This is a genomic window from Pseudoblastomonas aquimaris, assembly GCF_035481675.1.
Classification (GTDB): domain Bacteria; phylum Pseudomonadota; class Alphaproteobacteria; order Sphingomonadales; family Sphingomonadaceae; genus Alteriqipengyuania_B.
Map to the genome: position 1 here is coordinate 402,501 of NZ_JAYJJW010000002.1, position 17,397 is coordinate 419,897.

Sequence of the window (17,397 nt, forward strand, 5' to 3'; positions counted from 1 at the left end):
GCGCTTCGGCGCCAGCGGCACACCTTCGGCAGATTTCCGACCCGGGACGAGTCTTACTGCGGGTATGGACCGACGCCTTTCGCGTGGTCCGGGAGCGACCGTGGTGGGTATCGACGCTGCGTGGCGCGCTTTCCCTGCGCAGGATGTGTTCAATCTCTCTCCAGCGATCACCCGGTATCTGGGAAATAGCGGGAATGCCTCGATAACGACGCGTGCGAATCTGCTCGCGGCGGATGGAGTCACGCTGCGCGTCGGCGGATCGCTGCGGGCGGATTACCTGCCGCGCCAGCGCCATCGGGCCTTCGTCGGCATCGCAGCGGGACCCGATACCGATGTCGGTGTGGTAACCGACACCTATTCGGTTTTTAGTGGCGGGGAAGTTCCCGTGGGAGACACCCTGACCTTAATCGGTAGCGTTGCGCGCGAATGGCGCGACGGTCCTGCTGATCGCACCGAATTTCGCCTCGGCTTGAAAGTCGGGTTGTGAAATCGCTCCTCGCCCTGTGGGAGCTGTCGCTCGCCCTTTGCGCGGTCGCGGCGGCGGCCCTCCTCGTGCTCGTGATAGCACGCATGGTGTCGTTGCGTGCTGCGCGCCGGCAGGAGGCCATCCGCTCGAAATTGCTGCCGCAGCTCCTCGCTGGAGACGGCGAGGTTGGCCGTTTGAAGGGCAGGAAGCTGCGCATGGCGGCCGCGTTGGTGAGCGAGCTGTCCGAACTCACCCGGGGAGAAGACCGCGATGTCCTGCTGGCGCGCGCCTCGGACATGGGCGTTCCGGATTTGCTACTCGCGCGGCTCCAGTCGCGTTCCGCGCAGATAAGGCTGAGTTCGGTAGAGGCGCTGGCGTTGTTCGACCAATGTACTGCGGAAACCGTCACTGCGCTCGATGATGACAATCCCGACGTCCGCCTCGCCGCGGCGCTGGCCCTTGCACACCGCGAAGAAGGTCCTTCGGCACGGCAACTGGTGGAAAAACTTCAGATGGGAGCAGTCGAGAACTCACTGCTCCTCGCCTCGCTGATGGGCGACCTCGTGCAGCGCAATCCGGGCGAGGTCGCCGCGCTGTTGTTCGACAAGGATGTACCGGTCGAAGCGAAAGTAGCCGCGACGGACGCATTGGCGGACGGTGGCGGAGAGTACGCCCCGCTGCTCGCTTACATGGCCAAGGAATCGGTGGGCGAGCCCGAGTTGCAGCCGCGCATTTTTCGCGCGCTGGGCCGCAACGGTCATCCAGCCGGCCTGGATGCAATCCGCCAAGGGCTCCACAGCGAGAACTGGACCGTTCGCGCTGCTGCGTCAGAAGCAGCCGGCAAGCTCGGGGCATCCGACATGGCCGTTCGCATCGCTGCATTACTGGCCGACGAACATTGGTGGGTTCGCTACCGCGCGGGAGAGGCCTTGCTGCGTTTCGGTCCGCGCGGAATTGCCGAGCTGCGAGCAGCCAGTGTCCACGCCGACGACACCGTCCGCCAGACCGCAATGGCGATGATGGCAGAAGGGCGCGCGGCTTGACCGGATTAGCCGTCTCCGATCCTGCGGCGTGGGCCGTATCCGCCGCTGAGGCGATCGCCTTCGTGGTAATCCTCACCGGCGTGCTGCAAACGCTCTTCTACTTCATCCAGCTCGTTTATGCCGGCGCTGCCTTGGCCACGCGCCCGCCAGTGCCCCGCAGCGCGACACTATGGCGCCGCTATTCCGAGCAGGCGCCTGCCATTTCCGTCCTCGCGCCAGCTTTCAACGAGGAACTCAGCATCGTTGAAAGCACCCGCAGCCTGCTGGCGCTGCAGTACCCGGATTTCGAAGTAGTTATCATAAATGACGGCTCGAAGGACGGCACGCTGCAGAAAATGATCGACGCTTTCGGTCTGGAACGAGTGGACCGCTTCGTGGACCGGGCGGTCTCGCATGCCCCGATCCGGGGTTTCTACGCTTCGTCCGACTATCCGCGCCTGCTCGTCCTCGACAAGGAGAACGGCGGCAAGTCCGACGCGCTCAACGCCGGCATCAATTGCTGCCGAACCGCGCTGTTCTGCGCGATCGACGCAGACTCGATCCTGGAGCCGGACGCCTTGCTGCGGGTCGTCCGCCCGTTCATCGACGAACCGCAGCTGACCATCGCAGCGGGCGGGACCATCCGCATTGCAAATGGCTGCAAGGTCGATGCGGGGCGGATCAGCGAGATAAACCTACCGCGCAACTTCCTCGCGCTGGTGCAGATCGTCGAGTACTTGCGCGCCTTCCTGATGGCCCGGCTGGGGCTCGGCAAGATGCAGGCGCTGACGGTCATTTCCGGTGCCTTCGGCCTGTTCCGTCGCCGCCATGTGGTTGAGGTCGGCGGATACAGCCACGGCACCGTGGGCGAGGATATGGAACTCGTGATCAAGCTGCACCGGCTGATGCGGGAGCAAAAGCGCGACTATCGCATCGAGTTCATTGCCGAACCCGTGTGCTGGACGGAGTGCCCCGACAGTCTTCAAATCCTGTCGCGCCAGCGCGCCCGCTGGCAGCGCGGCTCGCTCGAATGTTTCGCCAAGCACCGCCACATGCTGTTCAACCCGAAGTACGGCCGGATCGGTTTCATAGGCTTCGGGCAGATCCTGCTGGTCGACGTAGTGGGGCCGCTGATCGAGGTAATCGGCTATATCCTCGTTCCGCTGCTCTGGGGTCTGGGCCTCCTGGCATTGCCATGGTTGCTCGCTTTCCTAGCCGTCACTTTCACGCTGGGTATCTTCCTGTCCGCCGCAACGCTGGTGCTGGAGGAAATCCAGCTGCGCCGCTTCCCCCGTATTCGCGAATTGCTGATCCTTGCGGCCGTCGCCGTGCTGGAGAATTTCGGTTATCGCCAACTGTCGAATTTCTGGCGGCTTCAGGGCTGGTGGCAATATATTCGCAAACAGCAAAGCTGGGGCACGATGACCCGCAAGGGGTTTGCCTCCGCAAGCTAGCAGCGTTGGAGTTCCGCTAGCAGCGAGTCCAGTTCGGCGCCCGGGGCCGACACGTCAAAGCCCCCCTCCGCCGCTTCTTCGAGTTCGAGCGCGGCCTCTCCGATGCGAGGATGGCCAAACATACCGGCAATCCCTGCAAGCTTGTGCGCCTGCTCCTGCAAGGAAGCGCGATCGCTTGCCGCGAGCGCAACTGCGAGCCGCGCCCGCTCGTCGGCAGCGCGGGCAGCAAACTGCCCGGCAAGCTGGGCCATTCGGTTGGCGACGTCCGTCACGGGACCAGCGCCCGGACTTGCGCGGCCAAGGTCATCGGATCGAACGGCTTCGCGATCACACCGACGGCGTCGAGCGTCGCGAAGTTCTGCAATTCGCTGCGCTGGGCTCGTGCGGTCACAAAGATAACAGGGATCGATGCGAGCGCGGGATCCGTGCGCATGGCCTGAAGCAGGCTGGGCCCGTCCATCCCCGGCATCATCACGTCGAGCAGCGCTACATCCGGAGGATTGGCTGCCATCGCCTTCAGCGCCTGCGCGCCCGACGCGGCGGTTTCGATGTCGAAGGACGGATCGAGGCCGAGGGCAATGTCGGCGATCTCGCGGATATCGGCCTCGTCGTCGACGTAGAGGACCTTCATTACGCAGCCCTTTTCTGTTGGCCCAGCAGGCCCATTGTCACCGCTACGAGATCGTCGATACTCGATCGACTCTTCACCAGAACGCGGTCCACGCCGTGGCTGCGCAAGGACTCGTCGACAGCGGTGAAGACAACAATCGGCATCTCGTCATTGCGGGCGCGCAATTGGGGCACGACGTCGAGACCGCTTTCATAGGCCAGCGCCACGTCGAGTATCGCCCCGTCAATCTGCATGTCAGCGAGTTTTTGCCGCGCTTCCGCCACGGTATGTGCCGGAATTATCTGAGCGGTTCCTTCGAAAGCACTTGCGACGACTGTGAGCGTGTCCGGATCGTCGTCGAGATGAATGATACTCGGCAAGCCTGTCGGTTTGTCGGTCTTGGCCGAACTGCTGCCGATACCCACCGCAGGCACGTCGAAGTGAAATACCGTACCTCCGCCGTCGCGGTCATCGAAGCCGACATCGCCGCCGTGCCGCCGCGCAATCTCGCGCGCGATAGCCAGACCAAGGCCGGTGCCCCCTTTCGCCCGACTGTCCGATGCATCGGCCATCGCGAATTTCCCGAAAATTCGCCCACGAAATTCGTCCGGAATTCCGGCGCCCCGATCGCGCACCTCCAGCCTTACCATGCCGCCTTCGTGGTTCGAGAATACTTCCACCTCGCTGCCCGCGGGAGCGTGCTTGATCGCGTTGGAGAGCAGGTTGGTCAGCAATTGTTCCAGCCTGTCTGGATCGCCCACGACACATTGGGGCCACGGCGGCAACACGGCCTTCATTGTCACGCCGTGCTGTTCGGCGTAACCGCGCATGGCCTCGACCGTGCGTTCGACCAGCGGCGCGACATGCATTTTCCTAAGGTCGAAATCCATGTTGCCGGATTCGATCTTCTCGATGTCGAGAATGTCATTGATGAGGCGCACCAATCGCTCGCAATTGGCATGGGCGATGTCGACCAGGCGCTTGGCTTTATCGTTGAGCGGTCCGACCGCGCCCGCGCCCAGCAGGCCGAGCGATCCGCCGATCGACGTCAGCGGCGTGCGCAATTCGTGACTGACGGTCGAGACGAATTCCGTCTTCATCTTCTCCGCTCGCTTGCGATCGGAAATATCGCGGATGGCAGCCACATACCGCCGCTCTTCCGCACTATCGACGCGGCTGATTGCGACCTCGGTCTCGAACGTGGTTCCATCTGCCCGCTTGCCGGTAAATTCCTGTCGCCGCCCTGCCCCGTCCTGCCCTGCAGCACCCACGCTGGCGAGCCATGCCTGGCTCTTTTCGGCAGAAAACTCGTTAGCCATGAGGAACATGTTGTGCTGCCCGATTAACTCTTGCGGGGTATAGCCGAACATCCGGCTGATGCTGGGGTTCATGCGCAAAATGTTGCCCTCGCCGTCGAGCTGCAACATCCCGTCGACCCCGCCATCGAACATCGCGCGCTGGCGTTCGGCCAATCGCTGCGCCCGGTTGAGCGCTTCACCGCGCTGCCGGATCGTGTGGCTGACGATGAGAGTGACTGCGAGCAACAGCAAAGCAAGGCCAATGAGAATAGCCGTGATCGTGCGCTCGAGCACAACGCGCGAAGTGGCGGCGCGACTTGTCAACGTCTTGAGGCGAGACGCTTCTTCGCTGTCCATTGCGGCAATCTCGAGCCTAATATTGTCCATGATCGCCTTGCCCTGTCCCATGGCGATCCTCCGCCGAGCGTCATCTGCATTGCCGGCACGGACGGACGCGATATTCACTGCTGCGTTGGCAAGTTTGGCATCGCTCATGCGATGCAGTTCGGGCAGTCGCGCCAGCACCATTTGATCCGCGTCAGTTCGCAGGGTTTCGAACAGAATGGAGCGGCGTCCAATGGCTGTTTCATAAGGTGCGAGAAATCGTTCATCTTCCGTGATGACAAAACCCCGAACTGCGGTCTCAGCGTCTGTGTGGAGGGCCAGAAGCTTGGTAAGCGTCGCACGCGCTTCTACAGTGCGCTCCGTAGTTTCACGCAACTCTTGGACGAGCCGAAACTCCGCGTGGACCGCGGCGTAGACCCCGATGAGCATCGCCGGGACTAGGACGAGTGAGGCTGCAGTCAACAGTTTACGCAGACCACCTTGCGCTACAATATGTATCATGATTGCCGCCCTTGCGCCTCGAACGAGACGTACAATTGGATTGGTTAAAATTGCATCTCGCTATGAAATCTTCAGCAAAGCGATATGGCGGGATCGATGGGCGGGTAGGCCGAACAGGTACGTCCATTTCCGCACATTTGATGCTCGCCTATACGGCTCTCTAGGCAGAGATCTCATGTGACTTTGCCTTGAAAGCCAATCCTATGGCCTGAAGATCCGCAATAGGACCAAATGAAGACATGATCGGCACGTGCAGTATTTTGAGAATTCTCTGCGGAGGATCGGCTGCAAGGAGTATTTTGCATGATCGCTGTCATCATCTGAGCTGGCTTCAATTTGCACGACTTGATGGAAACAATATACCGAGGCAGTGTCGCTGCCGGCGGTTAAGCTGGACCTAACAAACGTTCTGGGCATCCCTACAAAAACGTCGACGCTTCTTTCCGGAAGGAATCTCTAAATGGGCGGTGTCGTGCAATCCAAAGCTTTCGGAACCGGCCTTCTTATGGAAACAGTGAAGTTCGAGAAACTTGATGACAGCATGTCGCAGAAAGAAATTCTCGAGAAAGTTTGCGCTTTCTTGCCTTCTGACGGCGTTTTAAACAGCCCATGGGGTGCGAATGCCAAATTCATACGCGCCATGCGAACTTGGCACGATCTGCTATCGGCAAAGCGCAAGCCCGGAAGGCCATACAAGCTCAAGGAAAACGTTGACTGGTATGTTAAGACTATCTGCCAGTATGCCGCTCAAGTTGAACGTTCTGTAAAAGCAGGAAGAACTTGGGAGGCTGTCAGCTTCGCTTTGGATATCGGGAAGCTATTTGGCGAGCTAAGGATCAAGATCGAGTTTGAAGCGGACGCGATAAAGGGGCGCTCTCTATCTGATGGGCAAAAAGCGGCTGCTGCGGCTAGGCGAAAGGGTCCTGCATCCGAGCGTTATGAGCTAGCAGAGAAGTATATGCAGCAAGGCCACTCCGTTCGCGACAGCTTCGCCCGTGCCGCCGAAGTCCTCGATTGCTCCCCTTCGAGCGTGAGACGCGATCACTACGAATTTCGGAAAAGACGTTCTCAATCCTAGCGACGAGAACTCTAGAGAGTGCATATCAGGACTGCTCCGCAGAAAAACGCAGGAGTGAGTCGTGCAACGTATAAACATTACACCGCAGTTTTTAACCACCAAAGTGCTTGCTTCTCGCTGGCAGGTCAGTCCGCGAACCTTAGAGGGCTGGCGCGACAAAGGAATCGGTCTTTCATTCATCAAGATCGGCAACCGGATCCGATACCGTCTCTGTGATATTGAAAGGGCAGAAGCTGAGTGGTCCAAAGAGATGTGGAGCGACCGATGAGCAATCGCCTCATGAACCTGGCGTGGCCTTTACAGCTGCCGCCTCCTCAGAAAGCGGTGCTCATGGCTTTGGCAGATGCTGCAGACGATACTGATGGCAGGACTTGGATTGCAGTCAGGTCGCGGGTGGCGGAGCGCTCAAATGGCCGGAGGAAGCTAGATCTTATAACCAAAACTTCCCATTGTGATCGAACAGTTCAACAGGCCATAAAAGGCCTGATTGTTTCAGGGCATATCACGCGGCAGGAAACAGCAGGGAAAGGCTGCGAATATTGGGTACACCCTCGAAATTCTAGCCGTGACCAAGTAGCAGCCGAGACGTCGCCCTCGGATCTCATTCGGCCCGCATCTCGTAAGGCGACCGCGGCAGCAGATGCGTCTAGGGCCAGAAGCTCATGCGGGGAATCCATAACTAAACCAAATAAACCTCGTGCCGGTGCGCGCGTGGATAGCGCAACGAAATATGGACAGAGCGCTCAGCGGCCAAGGCTGCGGTTTAATCCAGTGATAGAGCGCCAATCGGAGTGTGAGAATTCTCGACGGCTTCGGGAGGCTCTCAAGCCTCAACTTAAGAGTACCTACTGGTTTCCGCTGTGCGCATTTCGATTTGCAGATCCTGGGCTCGAGATCTGCGTACCAAGTCCATTGTTGGATAGCGTCAACAAGCACTCCCGGTTGATCGAGGAAATGGCAAGCCGGTCTGGTAAGTCTGTCAAATGGGTTCGAGCTGTGCCTGGGAGATGTGCGAGATGAAACCTTTCTCATTCGTTCGGAGATTGAATCTTGGAGGTGCAGACAGGGGGGGGCACAGAACTCTGAAGGCTTTCGAGAAGAGACCGGCGGGGGTCAAAAAAACTTCCGTGGTCGAAACTTCAGGGGGGGGTGACCACGCGCTCCAACGCGCCTGATAGCGGCCGACACCGCGTAATTACGGGCTTTGAAGCGCACTTTATATCGGCGTGAGCGCGCCATCTGGAGCTGCAGCGAGTGACCGCAGGCAATGCGGGTCGAGCAGTCGGACTATATGCTCCAGCCCGACCCTCGAAGGCAGGTAAGCGTGCTTGGTGGCGACATGCTTGAGGTGGTGCTGCTGGAAGGTTGGTGCGCATGGCGACGGCCGCCTATCGCGACCAGTCCGACGACCTGGGCCGGTTCCTGTCCGCCACCTGCGAGGTGGGCGCGGACGAGCCCGCCGGCGCGTGCCGGGTGAAGGCCAAGCCATTGTTCGAAACCTATCTCGCCTGGGCCGAGGAAGCGGGCGCGAGTGCGTGGACCAACAAGGGCTTCAAGGCGGCGATGCAGGACAAGGGCTTCGACCAGAAGACGTCGAACGGGGTGTGGTGGATCGGCATCCGCCTGCGCGACGGGGTCGACGCGGCAGCGATCCGCGAGAACCGCTGGGACGGGCCGCCGGATTTGCCGGATGCCTCAAGCAGCGCAGCGGTAGGCCGACAGGGCGGGGCCTCAAGCAGCGCAGCGGTAGGCGGACAGGGAGCCGATCCGGGGTGGAGTTCCGCCGGTGGAGTGCTCGACGAGTGGGCGAGCGGCGAAGGCGCGGATTGGGTGCCGGGGGATGATTAGGTCAGGTCATATCGTTTCGCCCGCCGTCGACGAGAAACGCGGAGCGGTGCGGATCCAACTGAGCGCTGAAGTGAGTTTCATACTCATTGCCGAACTGATCTTCGTAAAAGATGGCCGCGCGCAGCCTGATGATGGCGCTTCCGTCCATGACTGCGATGTAGTCCATCTCGTCGAATACTCGCCGATATTCGAATGGCTCATCGATAACTTGGCCTGCGCCGATGCTCTGGCTTACATCATCAAAGTCGAGCGGCAAGGCGGGCCCGGGGCCGGGACCGAAGTAAAGATTACGCAACAAGCGAACTCGTACAGCAGGCGACCGCCCCGAATTCTCGACCCGGCAGTATACTGTCATCGGCTTGTTGCCAAAGATCGTGAAATCTGTCGGAGAAAAAGCGAGCCACGGCCTCAAATTCATGATGGCGTGCTTGTCGGTAAGCTCATTCGAACGCCTCGTTTCGTCGAGCGCTTTGCGGGTCAGCCTGATCTGGGCGAGAAGTACGATCGTCCCTGCGGCAGTCACAATCGCCGTGAGCAGCGCCACCACCAGCATCCAGCCAGCAAAGCTCGCCATCGACTCTTGCGCCGCGAGAACGCGATCGTCGCGCTCCGTCGCGTCACGCGGCGCAGGCGCGGCGATGGCTCCTTCCATCCAGTCCGGAATTCCGGGCCGGTCATCGAAAGCCTGCGTGGCGGCGGCGTCCTTCGCGCGCCAGTCGGCGGCGATGAAGGTCGCCGCAAAATAGATCGTGCCGAGCAGCAGCAGGATGCCAGCGACGCCCGCCGCGATGCTGCCTGCCCAGTTCGGTTTCCAGTCCATCCACGCTGTCTGCGTCACGCCGCCGCAGCCGGTCAAATGCGGCCATGGCGGTTGCCCACAGGCCCCCCGTGAAAGCCCTGCGCGGAAGTTCCATGGAAGTTGGCCGACTGGCCCGATGGAAGCGAATTTCTCGCGGTTTCCTGCGGCGTTGGAAGCGATGGAAGTGTTTCGGGGGTGACCCCCACGTGGATTGCGATTGCACAGCTGCCGCAGGGCCCACCTGCAATTCACCTCCATCGCTTCCACCGATCCCTTCCAATGAAGGGTTATGATGATCTTAAAGGTATGAATATCATGGGGAATATGTCTGTTTCGGGTGGCCCCGCAAACGCTTCCACGGGGCCTTCCATCCACGGTTCCGCGCGAGGGGGCGCGGAAGTCACCTTCTAGGATGCCGAGGCGCTGCTGCTGCAGGTGATCGGCGACCTCGGCGCGATGCCGGACCGGGAGCGGGCGCACCTGTCTGCCGGCAGGCGCAGCGGGTGGCCGCAGGTGCTGCGGATCGAGCAGTCGGACTATCCCGACCGGCCCGATCCCAGGCGGCGGCTGAGCGCACGCGATGTCGACAGGTTGGAGGCGGTGCTGCTGGGCCCCGATGCGCTGGCGCTGGCGATCCCGCCGCAGCACCGCGCGCTGGTGGGCCTGGCCGCGGCGATGAAGCTGTGGCCCGATGCCGGCGGCTTCCGCTGGGACGCGGTGCGCGAGCGCGTAAAGGCGCGTGTGGATGCAGGCGAGCGCGTGCCGGCGGGCGATGCGCTGCGCATGCGCTACGACCGCGCGGTGGCCATGCTGGCAGCGGCGATGGCGAAGGTGGACCGGGGCGTTTGGGAGTGAGGGGGCAAGTATTGGCAGGCTTCAGCTCTGGCCGCTAGGTCCGCTTTTGGGTGGAAAGCGGACCGTCCGATATCGCGGTTTCAAACATGCTACGAAACCGTAGAATTGCCACAACGCTGATGGCGGCTCCCTACCTCGTTACTTACAGTCCCTGTGTGCTCGAAGCTGCCGCCCTTCGAGAGCAACTCGCTGACGAATGCGATATGTTAACGGCATCACCTTACATCAATTGTCATGGATAATCGGAGAGATCGGGCGGGACGCGCCGACGACGATCGATGCGTCACGTGGTCATCTTCCTCTGCATCGGCGCGATACTGATTGTCATCGCCACCCTTTCTTATCCGGATGCAGATGATTTCTACTACAGAACTGCCTATCGCGCCGTGGTCCTCGCGGTGTTGGCGTTCGTCTGTTTCGGTTTAGCCGCCTGGTATCAATTCAAAGGCGCGGAGCGATCAGATCGAAGCTTCGGCAAGAGTCGGTGTGCAACAGCACGCAGGTCGGACCATGATCCCCTGAATGCTGGTTCATCGAGCGCGGCTGCGATGCCGATGCACCCGTCTACTCCAGAAGCGAAAGGTGAGCGCGGAGCAACTCGGATAACCTATATCGAAAGGGGATCGATTGAACCGAGCGGACCCACTGATCTGGGCTTCGAAATAGTGGCCCGATCTACTCTTCTCTCCAGTAAGCTGGGTGCGGTGCTTTCGCTCGGTGGGCGGGTACTTGAAAGCGACGGCGCCTACTCGCTGGATTGCCGCTTTCATCCCGCCTGGGTTGGCATGGCGAGTTGCCCAAGAATATCTTCACCAGAATTCCCTGGCATCGTGAAAATCTTCATGGGAAAATTCAGCCCCGTCAGCCGCTCCACGGATAATATCACCTATTTGCTGCATCCGATGGAAGCCCCGGCTCATATGTTTCGGGGGGATCGTGATGGAGTGGGTCGATTCTCGAAAGATCAAAGATATACCAACCTCAACATGTTGGCCGACACCCTACCACTGTTGATGGCGCTTGAAACGTGGCGTGAATTGGCGCCTGACCCGGAACGCCTCATATTTGCCGTTCCAGGTCACCTGGTCTGAGAACTTAGCATAGCTGTCGGCTAGGATGACAAGGTCTATATATCACCTGAAGAAAGACTCACTTCGACCGGAAGTCCGTGGCCGTACTCCTTCCAGTAGGGGTGCGAAGGTATAGCGCATAGGGCCTCGTCCAGATATCCTGGCGGCAGCTCGAGATCTTGAGTGTGGCGAGCCCAGAGTTTCCTTCGATTGTGATCGACGGAAATCAAATAGCCCCCTTCTTGATTCGCAAAGATAGTGATCAGGGTTCTCCTACCACCCGACGAGATGATAGCATCGGGCGCGGGTCCGCTGTTATGGGCTTCCCAGATTTCTCTGAGGTCATCGGGCAAGGCTTCGCGATAATTTTCGCGCGAGATATCCGGTTCAAAATCTATGCTGAACGAAACCGGATCGTCCAGGCGTCCGTGATCGGCCGAGATTACGATCTTGTGGTCGAAATCAATCAATGCGCGCGATCTGGCTTCAAACATCTTAACCTCGCAAACCTCAGCCCCATGCCGAGTGACGAGCGTAAGTCCCTATACCTAAGCCCGTTAAGATGACCTTGGCAGCCCGGCGATAGGAACGATGACTACTCTTTTGCGATAGTTTGGAGTGAGCGCTCGCCCCCCTGCCCCGTGTTCACGACACGAGGGCAAGCGCAAACTGCGTCCGCTTTTGGGCAACAAGGTGCTTTGCGTTTATGGCTGAACACGGGTCGTGAGCCGAATGGCAGCTTCGCAAGTGTGGCATCGCAGAAGCGGACGGTAATGTCCGGGCGAAACTGGCGGTGGCGATGGCGAAGGTGGACCGGGGCGTTTGGGGGTGAGGGGGCAACCGAGGCCGCCCACGCCGCTGCTTACCGGGCCGGGATCCGCACCAGCATGCAGCAGCCGTCCTCGACCTTGTCGTGGACCTCGATGAAGCCGTCGTGCAGGTTGGCGATGCGCTGGCAGATGGTGAGGCCGAGGCCGAGCTTGCCGCCGTCCTCCCCCTTGAAGAACTGGGTGAAGATGGTGTCGCGCAACTCCTTCGGGATGCCGCGTCCGTTGTCGCCGACGAAGAACAGGTGTTCGCCGTCCTCTTCCTGGTGGTGGATCGTCACGACCGGGCGCTGTGACCCGGCGTGCCGGATCGAGTTCTCGATCAGGTTCTGGAACAGCTGCCGCAGCAGGTTGGGTTCGACCGTCGCTTCGGGAAGGCGCGTGACGTGAAGCGCGAGACCCGCTTCCTCGATGGCGACCGACAGGTTGAAGCGGACTTCTTCCAAGAGCAGGTTGAGGTCGTATCTCTGGAAGCTCAGGTCCGCGCTCTCGCTCGCCGCGGCCTTGAGAGTGGAGGTGATCATCCCGGCGAGCCCGGTCGCGGATTCCTTCAGTGCGGACAGGATCGTCTCGCTGCGTTCGCCCAGCTGCGAGGTCTTGTCCCGCTGCATGATGTTGAGACCGCTGATGATGCTGGAGATGGGATTCCTGAGGTCGTGGGCGATCGAGCTGGAGTAGACCTTGAGCTGCGCGTTCTGGCGCACCACGCGCTTTTCGCGGGCGGCAAGGTCCGTGATGTCGGTCGCGATGCAGATGAGCCGCTTGTCGCCATCCTTCGTGTGGAAGACCATCTTGCGGGTCAGCAAGGTGCGGCGCTTCGCCTTCCAGTCGGTGATCTCCTCGACGATTTCGGAAAGCCCCTCGCGCAGCGCCCTGCGATCCTCGCTGAGGAAGAGTTCGGCCTCTTCAGGCTCGAAGCTTTCGACCGTGGTGGTGCCGAGCACGCCGTCGCGCTGGTCGGGCGGGTACACCTCGAGGAAGGCGGCGTTGGCGTAGACGAGCCTGCTCTGTTCGTCCTTGATGAAGACGAGGTTCGGGCCGTGGTCGAGGACGAACATGAGAAGTTCGTCGTTGTCGGCGAACGCGGGTGCGTCGATGCCCTTGAGGTGTGAAAACGGCATTGCGACTGGACCCTCTCTTTCGAAATCATGCGGTAGGCGCGCGGCAACCGACTGACAAGGCGGCAGTATCTGCGGCCGGGGATGGCCCAAATCCGTTGCGCGGCGTGTCAAGCCCTTCGCGCAGCGCGCAGGGGCAATTTTGCATGTTCGTGCGCGCAGCACACGGGTGCTAATCCCTGTCAGGCTGGGCGAGAGTAGCGGGCGGCAGTCACACTCCTGCTCTCGACCGGCGGTTACGTCCCTCCCCCAAACTGCCGGAGCGCCCGCGATATGGGCAAGCTGACGCGGGCCCCTTCGCGGTGCGCTCCGGCTCCTTCGCGCGTGGCGGCGGCGCCCAAGCGGGTCGAGCCGTTCTATCGCTCGAAGGGGTGGCTGGCGCTGCGGCGGGCGCGGATGCTGGATGCCGACTATTTCGCCGCAAAGGAGCGGGCGAAGGAAGGCGAGCGGCTGATCCTCGACCACGTGGTGGAGCGCAAGGATGGCGGCGCGCCGCTCGACCCCGCGAACACCCAGTGGCTCACCTTCAGCGAGCGCCAGGCGAAGACCGAGCGCGAAAAGCGGCGCAGGTCGGGGCTGGCGTAGGAGGGGGGGCGGCGATAGAATTTGCCTCGCGCTCGATGGATTGAATCCAACGACGTTGGTTGAAATACTGTCGGCTGCTTCTGGGCCAGAAACGGACAGTAAAGATTTCGCAGTACAGTCGATAAACCCTCCTTCTAGGTCACTGCCTGTGCGGCCACCGGCCCGGAAGTATTATGCTGGCCTCTTCACTTGGGTTGGTGAATGGCCGATAATTGTGCGATAAACTGCTCGCTCGTTCCGACGCATTGCACCTTGACAAGCTATTCCGAGCAAGGCCGGGTATGCAGGGGGGATCGGCACGCTTTGACGTCTGGAGGCATAATCACCACCAACGTTTCGCCAGAACGCTGGGATTGGACTGTCGGAGCGTTCGGCGTCGAGGCAGATCGCAACTGTCTTTGGCTTGGTGGTGAGGCGCACCCTGTCGAACCATTGATAATGGACGTGCTTGTTTATCTTATCGAGCACACCGGCGAAGTCGTGACCCGTGACCAGATCATCGAACATGTATGGTTTTTCAATCCCGGTGCGGATGAATGCCTGACGCGCGCCATTTCGAGATTGCGCAAGGTCTTCGCGGCGGACCAGTCTCACCAGCCCTACATCACCACGATCTGGAAGCGCGGTTACGTCCTAGCGGCAAAGACCGTGCGATCCAAACCCGCCGCCATGAGAATGGAGCCGGAGCCGGTCATAGAAGATCGACTTCCAGGCGATTTCTCGGTCGCAGTGCTGCCCTTCATGAACATGTCGCAGGCTCCGGAAGATGCCTTTCTTGCCGATGGTATAACACGCGATCTGACGATGCTGCTTTCGCGCGTGCCGAGGCTGCACGTGGCCGCATACAGTTCCGCGCTGGCGATCGACGAGGGGGCAACGCCCCTGCCATGCATCGCCAATCAACTCGGTGTGCGCTACGTCGTCAGCGGGTCCCTGCAGCGGCGCGGCGAGGAATTCCAATTACGCACGGCGCTGATGGATGGAGAGAAAAACACTCAGGTCTGGGCGCAGCGGATCGAAAGCACTCTCGACCGGTTTTTCGAGGCCCAGGACAAGATCGTGCTCGACGTGTCGACATCGGCGGCGAGCGCGCTGGTGGTCTCGCACGCGACGAGTCTGCAAGCGCGTCGGCGATTCCAGCTCAGCGCCTACGAACTGGTGCAGAGGGCCGAAAACCTTCGCCTCAATTACAACCGGTCCACGGCACGGGAAATTATCGAGTTGCTGAACTGCGCCGTGGCCATGCAGCCTGATGACGCAGCGGTCCATGCCGCCCTCGCCGTCCAGCTGACCCAGAACGTGACCAGTAAGTTCGACGACACTCCGGCAGAGACCTTCGCACTGGCCAAGCGCCACGTGGAAACTGCCATCGCCTGCGCGCCCGACGATCCCGATGTGCTGGTTGCCGCGGGGATCACCGCGACGATGATGGGCAATTCCCGCCTCGCAGTTCGCAATCTGACTCGTGCCATCGAGGTCGACCCCAACAATCCGCATTCGCTGGCCGTACTCGGATGGCAGCACTGCTGGCTGTACGGAGATCGCGCGGGGATCGAGATGATCGAAACTGCCGAGACTCGCGCCCCGCACCATCCGCGCTACGCGGTGTGGGCGCATTACCGCGGGCATTGCGAAGTGCGGCTGGGCAATATCGGTGCTGCCATCGAGGCATACCGGGCGTGCGATATCCGCAACCCCGATTACAGCCTGAACCTAGTGACACTGGCCGCGGCGCTCGCCTTTGCAGGGGAGGACGATGAGGCGAGAAAAATCATCGGCCGGATTAGGCGCGTCGCACCCGATTATACCATGGCGGATTACCGACGGCTGGTCGATCGAATGATTTACTGGTTCGGGGACCACCCCACGGGCGACGATATGATTGCGGCGCTTCAGGCCGCATGGGACGGGCCAGAAGGCTAATCGCAACCCGTAAAGGGCTCTGTTGAGGGATCTACTTATCCCTGATTTCCAGCCCTCATAATTCCATCAGGTTTCTTTCAGGACATTCTCCCGCGCGCTGACCGATACCGCTGCCCGAGCGGCCCTTGCGCATGGATGCGATGGGATGGTGGCAACTCAAGCCGGGGGAGGACTGACCAATGACAGAAGCGTCGCTGACCATCGACAAAGCCACGCAGCGCGCATGGCCATCGATGGTAGAAAGCAAGCCGCTGCGCTTTGCGGCCACGATGATCCTGTATTTCATGCAAGGCGTACCGGTGGGGCTGACGTTGCTAGTCCTGCCTTCATGGTTCGCGGCGAACGGCGCAAGCCCTGTCGAGATCGGCGCATTCGTCGGTTTCTCCCTGCTTCCCTGGTCGCTCAAACCACTCGCCGGACTATTGATGGACCGCTATGCCTACCGCCCGATGGGGCGCCGACGAGCGTGGATCCTTATCGCGCAGGCCTCGATGGTCGCGGTTCTCTTTGCGCTTGCGCAGACCGGCGCCACTGCGAACGATATCGCCTTGATCGGGAGTTTCTGTTTTGCGCTGAATACTTGCGCCATTTTCAACGACGTCGCTGTCGATGGGATGACCATCGATCTCGTCCCGATGGAGGAACGGGCCGCGATTAACGGGTGCATGTATGGATCTCAGATCGTTGGAGTTTCGGCGATCGGCTATTTGGGCGGGCAGCTGCTCCTGTCTGGCAGTACGACTTCTGCAGCGATCGTGTTCGCCATTATCGTCGCGGTGCCGTCCTTCGTCGTTGGGCTGTTTCGGGAGCGACCGGGCGAGCGATTGATGCCGTGGACCAACGGCTACCCCTCTGCCGAATGCAACGCTTTGCAACAGGACCAGTGGCTGCCAATGCTCAAGACGATGTTGCGCTCGTTTGGGAGCGTGCGCATCGTCGCATTCCTGATCGCATCGTTCCTGTTTTCGGCGAACAGCGCCCATTTCGATACGGTCGCCCCGATTTTAGCGGTCAATGTTCTGGACTGGTCGAGCGAAGGCTACAGCAGTTTCGCGTCGGCAACCGCCCTTGGCGCCGGTCTCTTGGGCATCGTGTCGACAGGCTTCCTCGTCAAACGGTTCGGGATCGCTTACCTGGCAACCATCTATACGCTCATCCTTATTGCCGCCACAATTGCGGGGGGCACCACCTTCGACGGATGGGAAGGCGGCACGACTTTTGCGGTCATTTACGTGGTGCAGGCAGTCGTAGGCACCTTGCTTATGATCTTGATGATCGCTTGGGCCATGATGCTGAGCAATCCGGCGGTCGCGGCCAGTCAATTCGCCGTGATGATGGCCATTCCGAACTTCGGAAGATCTTCGATGTCCGGGGCGGCGGGCCAGCTCATCGAAAGCTACGGCTATGGAGCGACGTATTTGGTCACCGCCGTCGTGATGACCGTTGCGCTCGCCGTGTTCTACTTCGCCGCGCGTCGGGGGAGCCAGTCCGCTGACGTCAACGTTGCCGCCGTGGGAGACGACAAATGCCCCACACGGTAGCACCCCCGCCGCTGGCGGTTCGGCCGGGCCGCTCGCTTGAATCGAGCGGGCACCTCC

At 60.7% G+C, this 17,397-nt stretch carries 16 protein-coding genes (1 of these 16 cut by a window edge); 10 read left to right on the plus strand and 6 right to left on the minus strand.

Annotated elements, in window-relative coordinates:
* The 3 genes in view from VCJ71_RS12055 to VCJ71_RS12065 are tightly spaced (each overlapping or abutting the next) and all read left to right on the plus strand, a layout consistent with a single transcriptional unit that may run on beyond the window.
* Positions 1–487, plus strand: the end of a protein-coding gene (locus VCJ71_RS12055) for a YaiO family outer membrane beta-barrel protein (RefSeq protein WP_324641366.1). 533 nt of this gene lie to the left of the window's left edge; 487 of the gene's 1,020 nt are visible here — the last part of the coding sequence; its start codon lies beyond the left edge, outside the window; its stop codon occupies positions 485–487.
* The gene (locus tag VCJ71_RS12060; protein WP_324641367.1) at positions 484–1,509 is read left to right on the plus strand and encodes a HEAT repeat domain-containing protein; all 1,026 of its coding nucleotides are present in this window, start codon (positions 484–486) and stop codon (positions 1,507–1,509) included. The genes VCJ71_RS12055 and VCJ71_RS12060 overlap by 4 nt, the downstream gene beginning before the upstream one ends.
* Positions 1,506–2,942, plus strand: a complete 1,437-nt coding sequence (locus VCJ71_RS12065) for a glycosyltransferase family 2 protein (protein ID WP_324641368.1) — start codon at positions 1,506–1,508, stop codon at positions 2,940–2,942. Before VCJ71_RS12060 ends, VCJ71_RS12065 begins: the two co-directional genes overlap by 4 nt.
* Here the strand turns inward: VCJ71_RS12065 and VCJ71_RS12070 are convergent.
* The 3 genes from VCJ71_RS12070 to VCJ71_RS12080 are packed head-to-tail and all read right to left on the minus strand — an operon-like array spanning position 2,939 to position 5,624.
* Complete coding sequence (locus VCJ71_RS12070; RefSeq protein WP_324641369.1) at positions 2,939–3,214, minus strand: Hpt domain-containing protein; 276 nt, start codon at positions 3,212–3,214, stop codon at positions 2,939–2,941. The two genes, VCJ71_RS12065 and VCJ71_RS12070, sit on opposite strands and share 4 nt — an antisense overlap.
* Positions 3,211–3,573 carry a response regulator gene (locus VCJ71_RS12075; protein ID WP_324641370.1) on the minus strand — a complete coding sequence of 121 codons (363 nt, stop codon included), beginning with the start codon at positions 3,571–3,573 and terminating at the stop codon, positions 3,211–3,213. The genes VCJ71_RS12070 and VCJ71_RS12075 overlap by 4 nt, the downstream gene beginning before the upstream one ends.
* Positions 3,573–5,624 carry an ATP-binding protein gene (locus VCJ71_RS12080; RefSeq protein ID WP_324641371.1) on the minus strand — a complete coding sequence of 684 codons (2,052 nt, stop codon included), beginning with the start codon at positions 5,622–5,624 and terminating at the stop codon, positions 3,573–3,575. The genes VCJ71_RS12075 and VCJ71_RS12080 overlap by 1 nt, the downstream gene beginning before the upstream one ends.
* Before the next feature lie 532 nt (positions 5,625–6,156).
* On the opposite strand from VCJ71_RS12080, the gene VCJ71_RS12085 reads away from it, so the two are divergent.
* Both VCJ71_RS12085 and VCJ71_RS12090 read left to right on the plus strand, forming a co-directional pair.
* Positions 6,157–6,774, plus strand: coding sequence for a hypothetical protein (locus VCJ71_RS12085; protein WP_324641372.1), 618 nt, complete (start codon positions 6,157–6,159; stop codon positions 6,772–6,774).
* Positions 6,775–8,148: 1,374 nt separating this feature from the next.
* Positions 8,149–8,622, plus strand: coding sequence for a hypothetical protein (locus VCJ71_RS12090; RefSeq protein ID WP_324641373.1), 474 nt, complete (start codon positions 8,149–8,151; stop codon positions 8,620–8,622).
* Between the two features lies 1 nt (position 8,623).
* Here VCJ71_RS12090 and VCJ71_RS12095 read toward each other — a convergent pair whose 3' ends face one another.
* Complete coding sequence (locus tag VCJ71_RS12095) at positions 8,624–9,442, minus strand: hypothetical protein (RefSeq protein ID WP_324641374.1); 819 nt, start codon at positions 9,440–9,442, stop codon at positions 8,624–8,626.
* A 414-nt stretch (positions 9,443–9,856) separates the two neighbouring features.
* On the opposite strand from VCJ71_RS12095, the gene VCJ71_RS12100 reads away from it, so the two are divergent.
* Positions 9,857–10,276 (plus strand): hypothetical protein, encoded by a 420-nt coding sequence (locus VCJ71_RS12100; protein WP_324641375.1) that lies wholly within the window; start codon positions 9,857–9,859, stop codon positions 10,274–10,276.
* A 278-nt stretch (positions 10,277–10,554) separates the two neighbouring features.
* On the plus strand, positions 10,555–11,367 hold the full coding sequence (locus VCJ71_RS12105; RefSeq protein WP_324641376.1) for a hypothetical protein: 813 nt from the start codon (positions 10,555–10,557) through the stop codon (positions 11,365–11,367).
* A 35-nt stretch (positions 11,368–11,402) separates the two neighbouring features.
* On the opposite strand, the gene VCJ71_RS12110 is transcribed toward VCJ71_RS12105, so the two are convergent.
* Positions 11,403–11,816, minus strand: coding sequence for a hypothetical protein (locus VCJ71_RS12110; protein WP_324641377.1), 414 nt, complete (start codon positions 11,814–11,816; stop codon positions 11,403–11,405).
* A 392-nt stretch (positions 11,817–12,208) separates the two neighbouring features.
* Positions 12,209–13,294, minus strand: coding sequence for a sensor histidine kinase (locus tag VCJ71_RS12115; protein ID WP_324641378.1), 1,086 nt, complete (start codon positions 13,292–13,294; stop codon positions 12,209–12,211).
* A 321-nt stretch (positions 13,295–13,615) separates the two neighbouring features.
* Here VCJ71_RS12115 and VCJ71_RS12120 point away from each other — a divergent pair, with 321 nt between their 5' ends.
* From VCJ71_RS12120 to VCJ71_RS12130, 3 genes are all read left to right on the plus strand, one after another.
* Positions 13,616–13,876 (plus strand): hypothetical protein, encoded by a 261-nt coding sequence (locus VCJ71_RS12120; protein WP_324641379.1) that lies wholly within the window; start codon positions 13,616–13,618, stop codon positions 13,874–13,876.
* Positions 13,877–14,314: 438 nt separating this feature from the next.
* Complete coding sequence (locus tag VCJ71_RS12125; protein WP_324641380.1) at positions 14,315–15,799, plus strand: winged helix-turn-helix domain-containing protein; 1,485 nt, start codon at positions 14,315–14,317, stop codon at positions 15,797–15,799.
* Positions 15,800–15,978: 179 nt separating this feature from the next.
* The gene (locus tag VCJ71_RS12130) at positions 15,979–17,340 is read left to right on the plus strand and encodes an MFS transporter (protein ID WP_324641381.1); all 1,362 of its coding nucleotides are present in this window, start codon (positions 15,979–15,981) and stop codon (positions 17,338–17,340) included.
* The last annotated feature ends 57 nt before the right edge of the window (positions 17,341–17,397 follow it).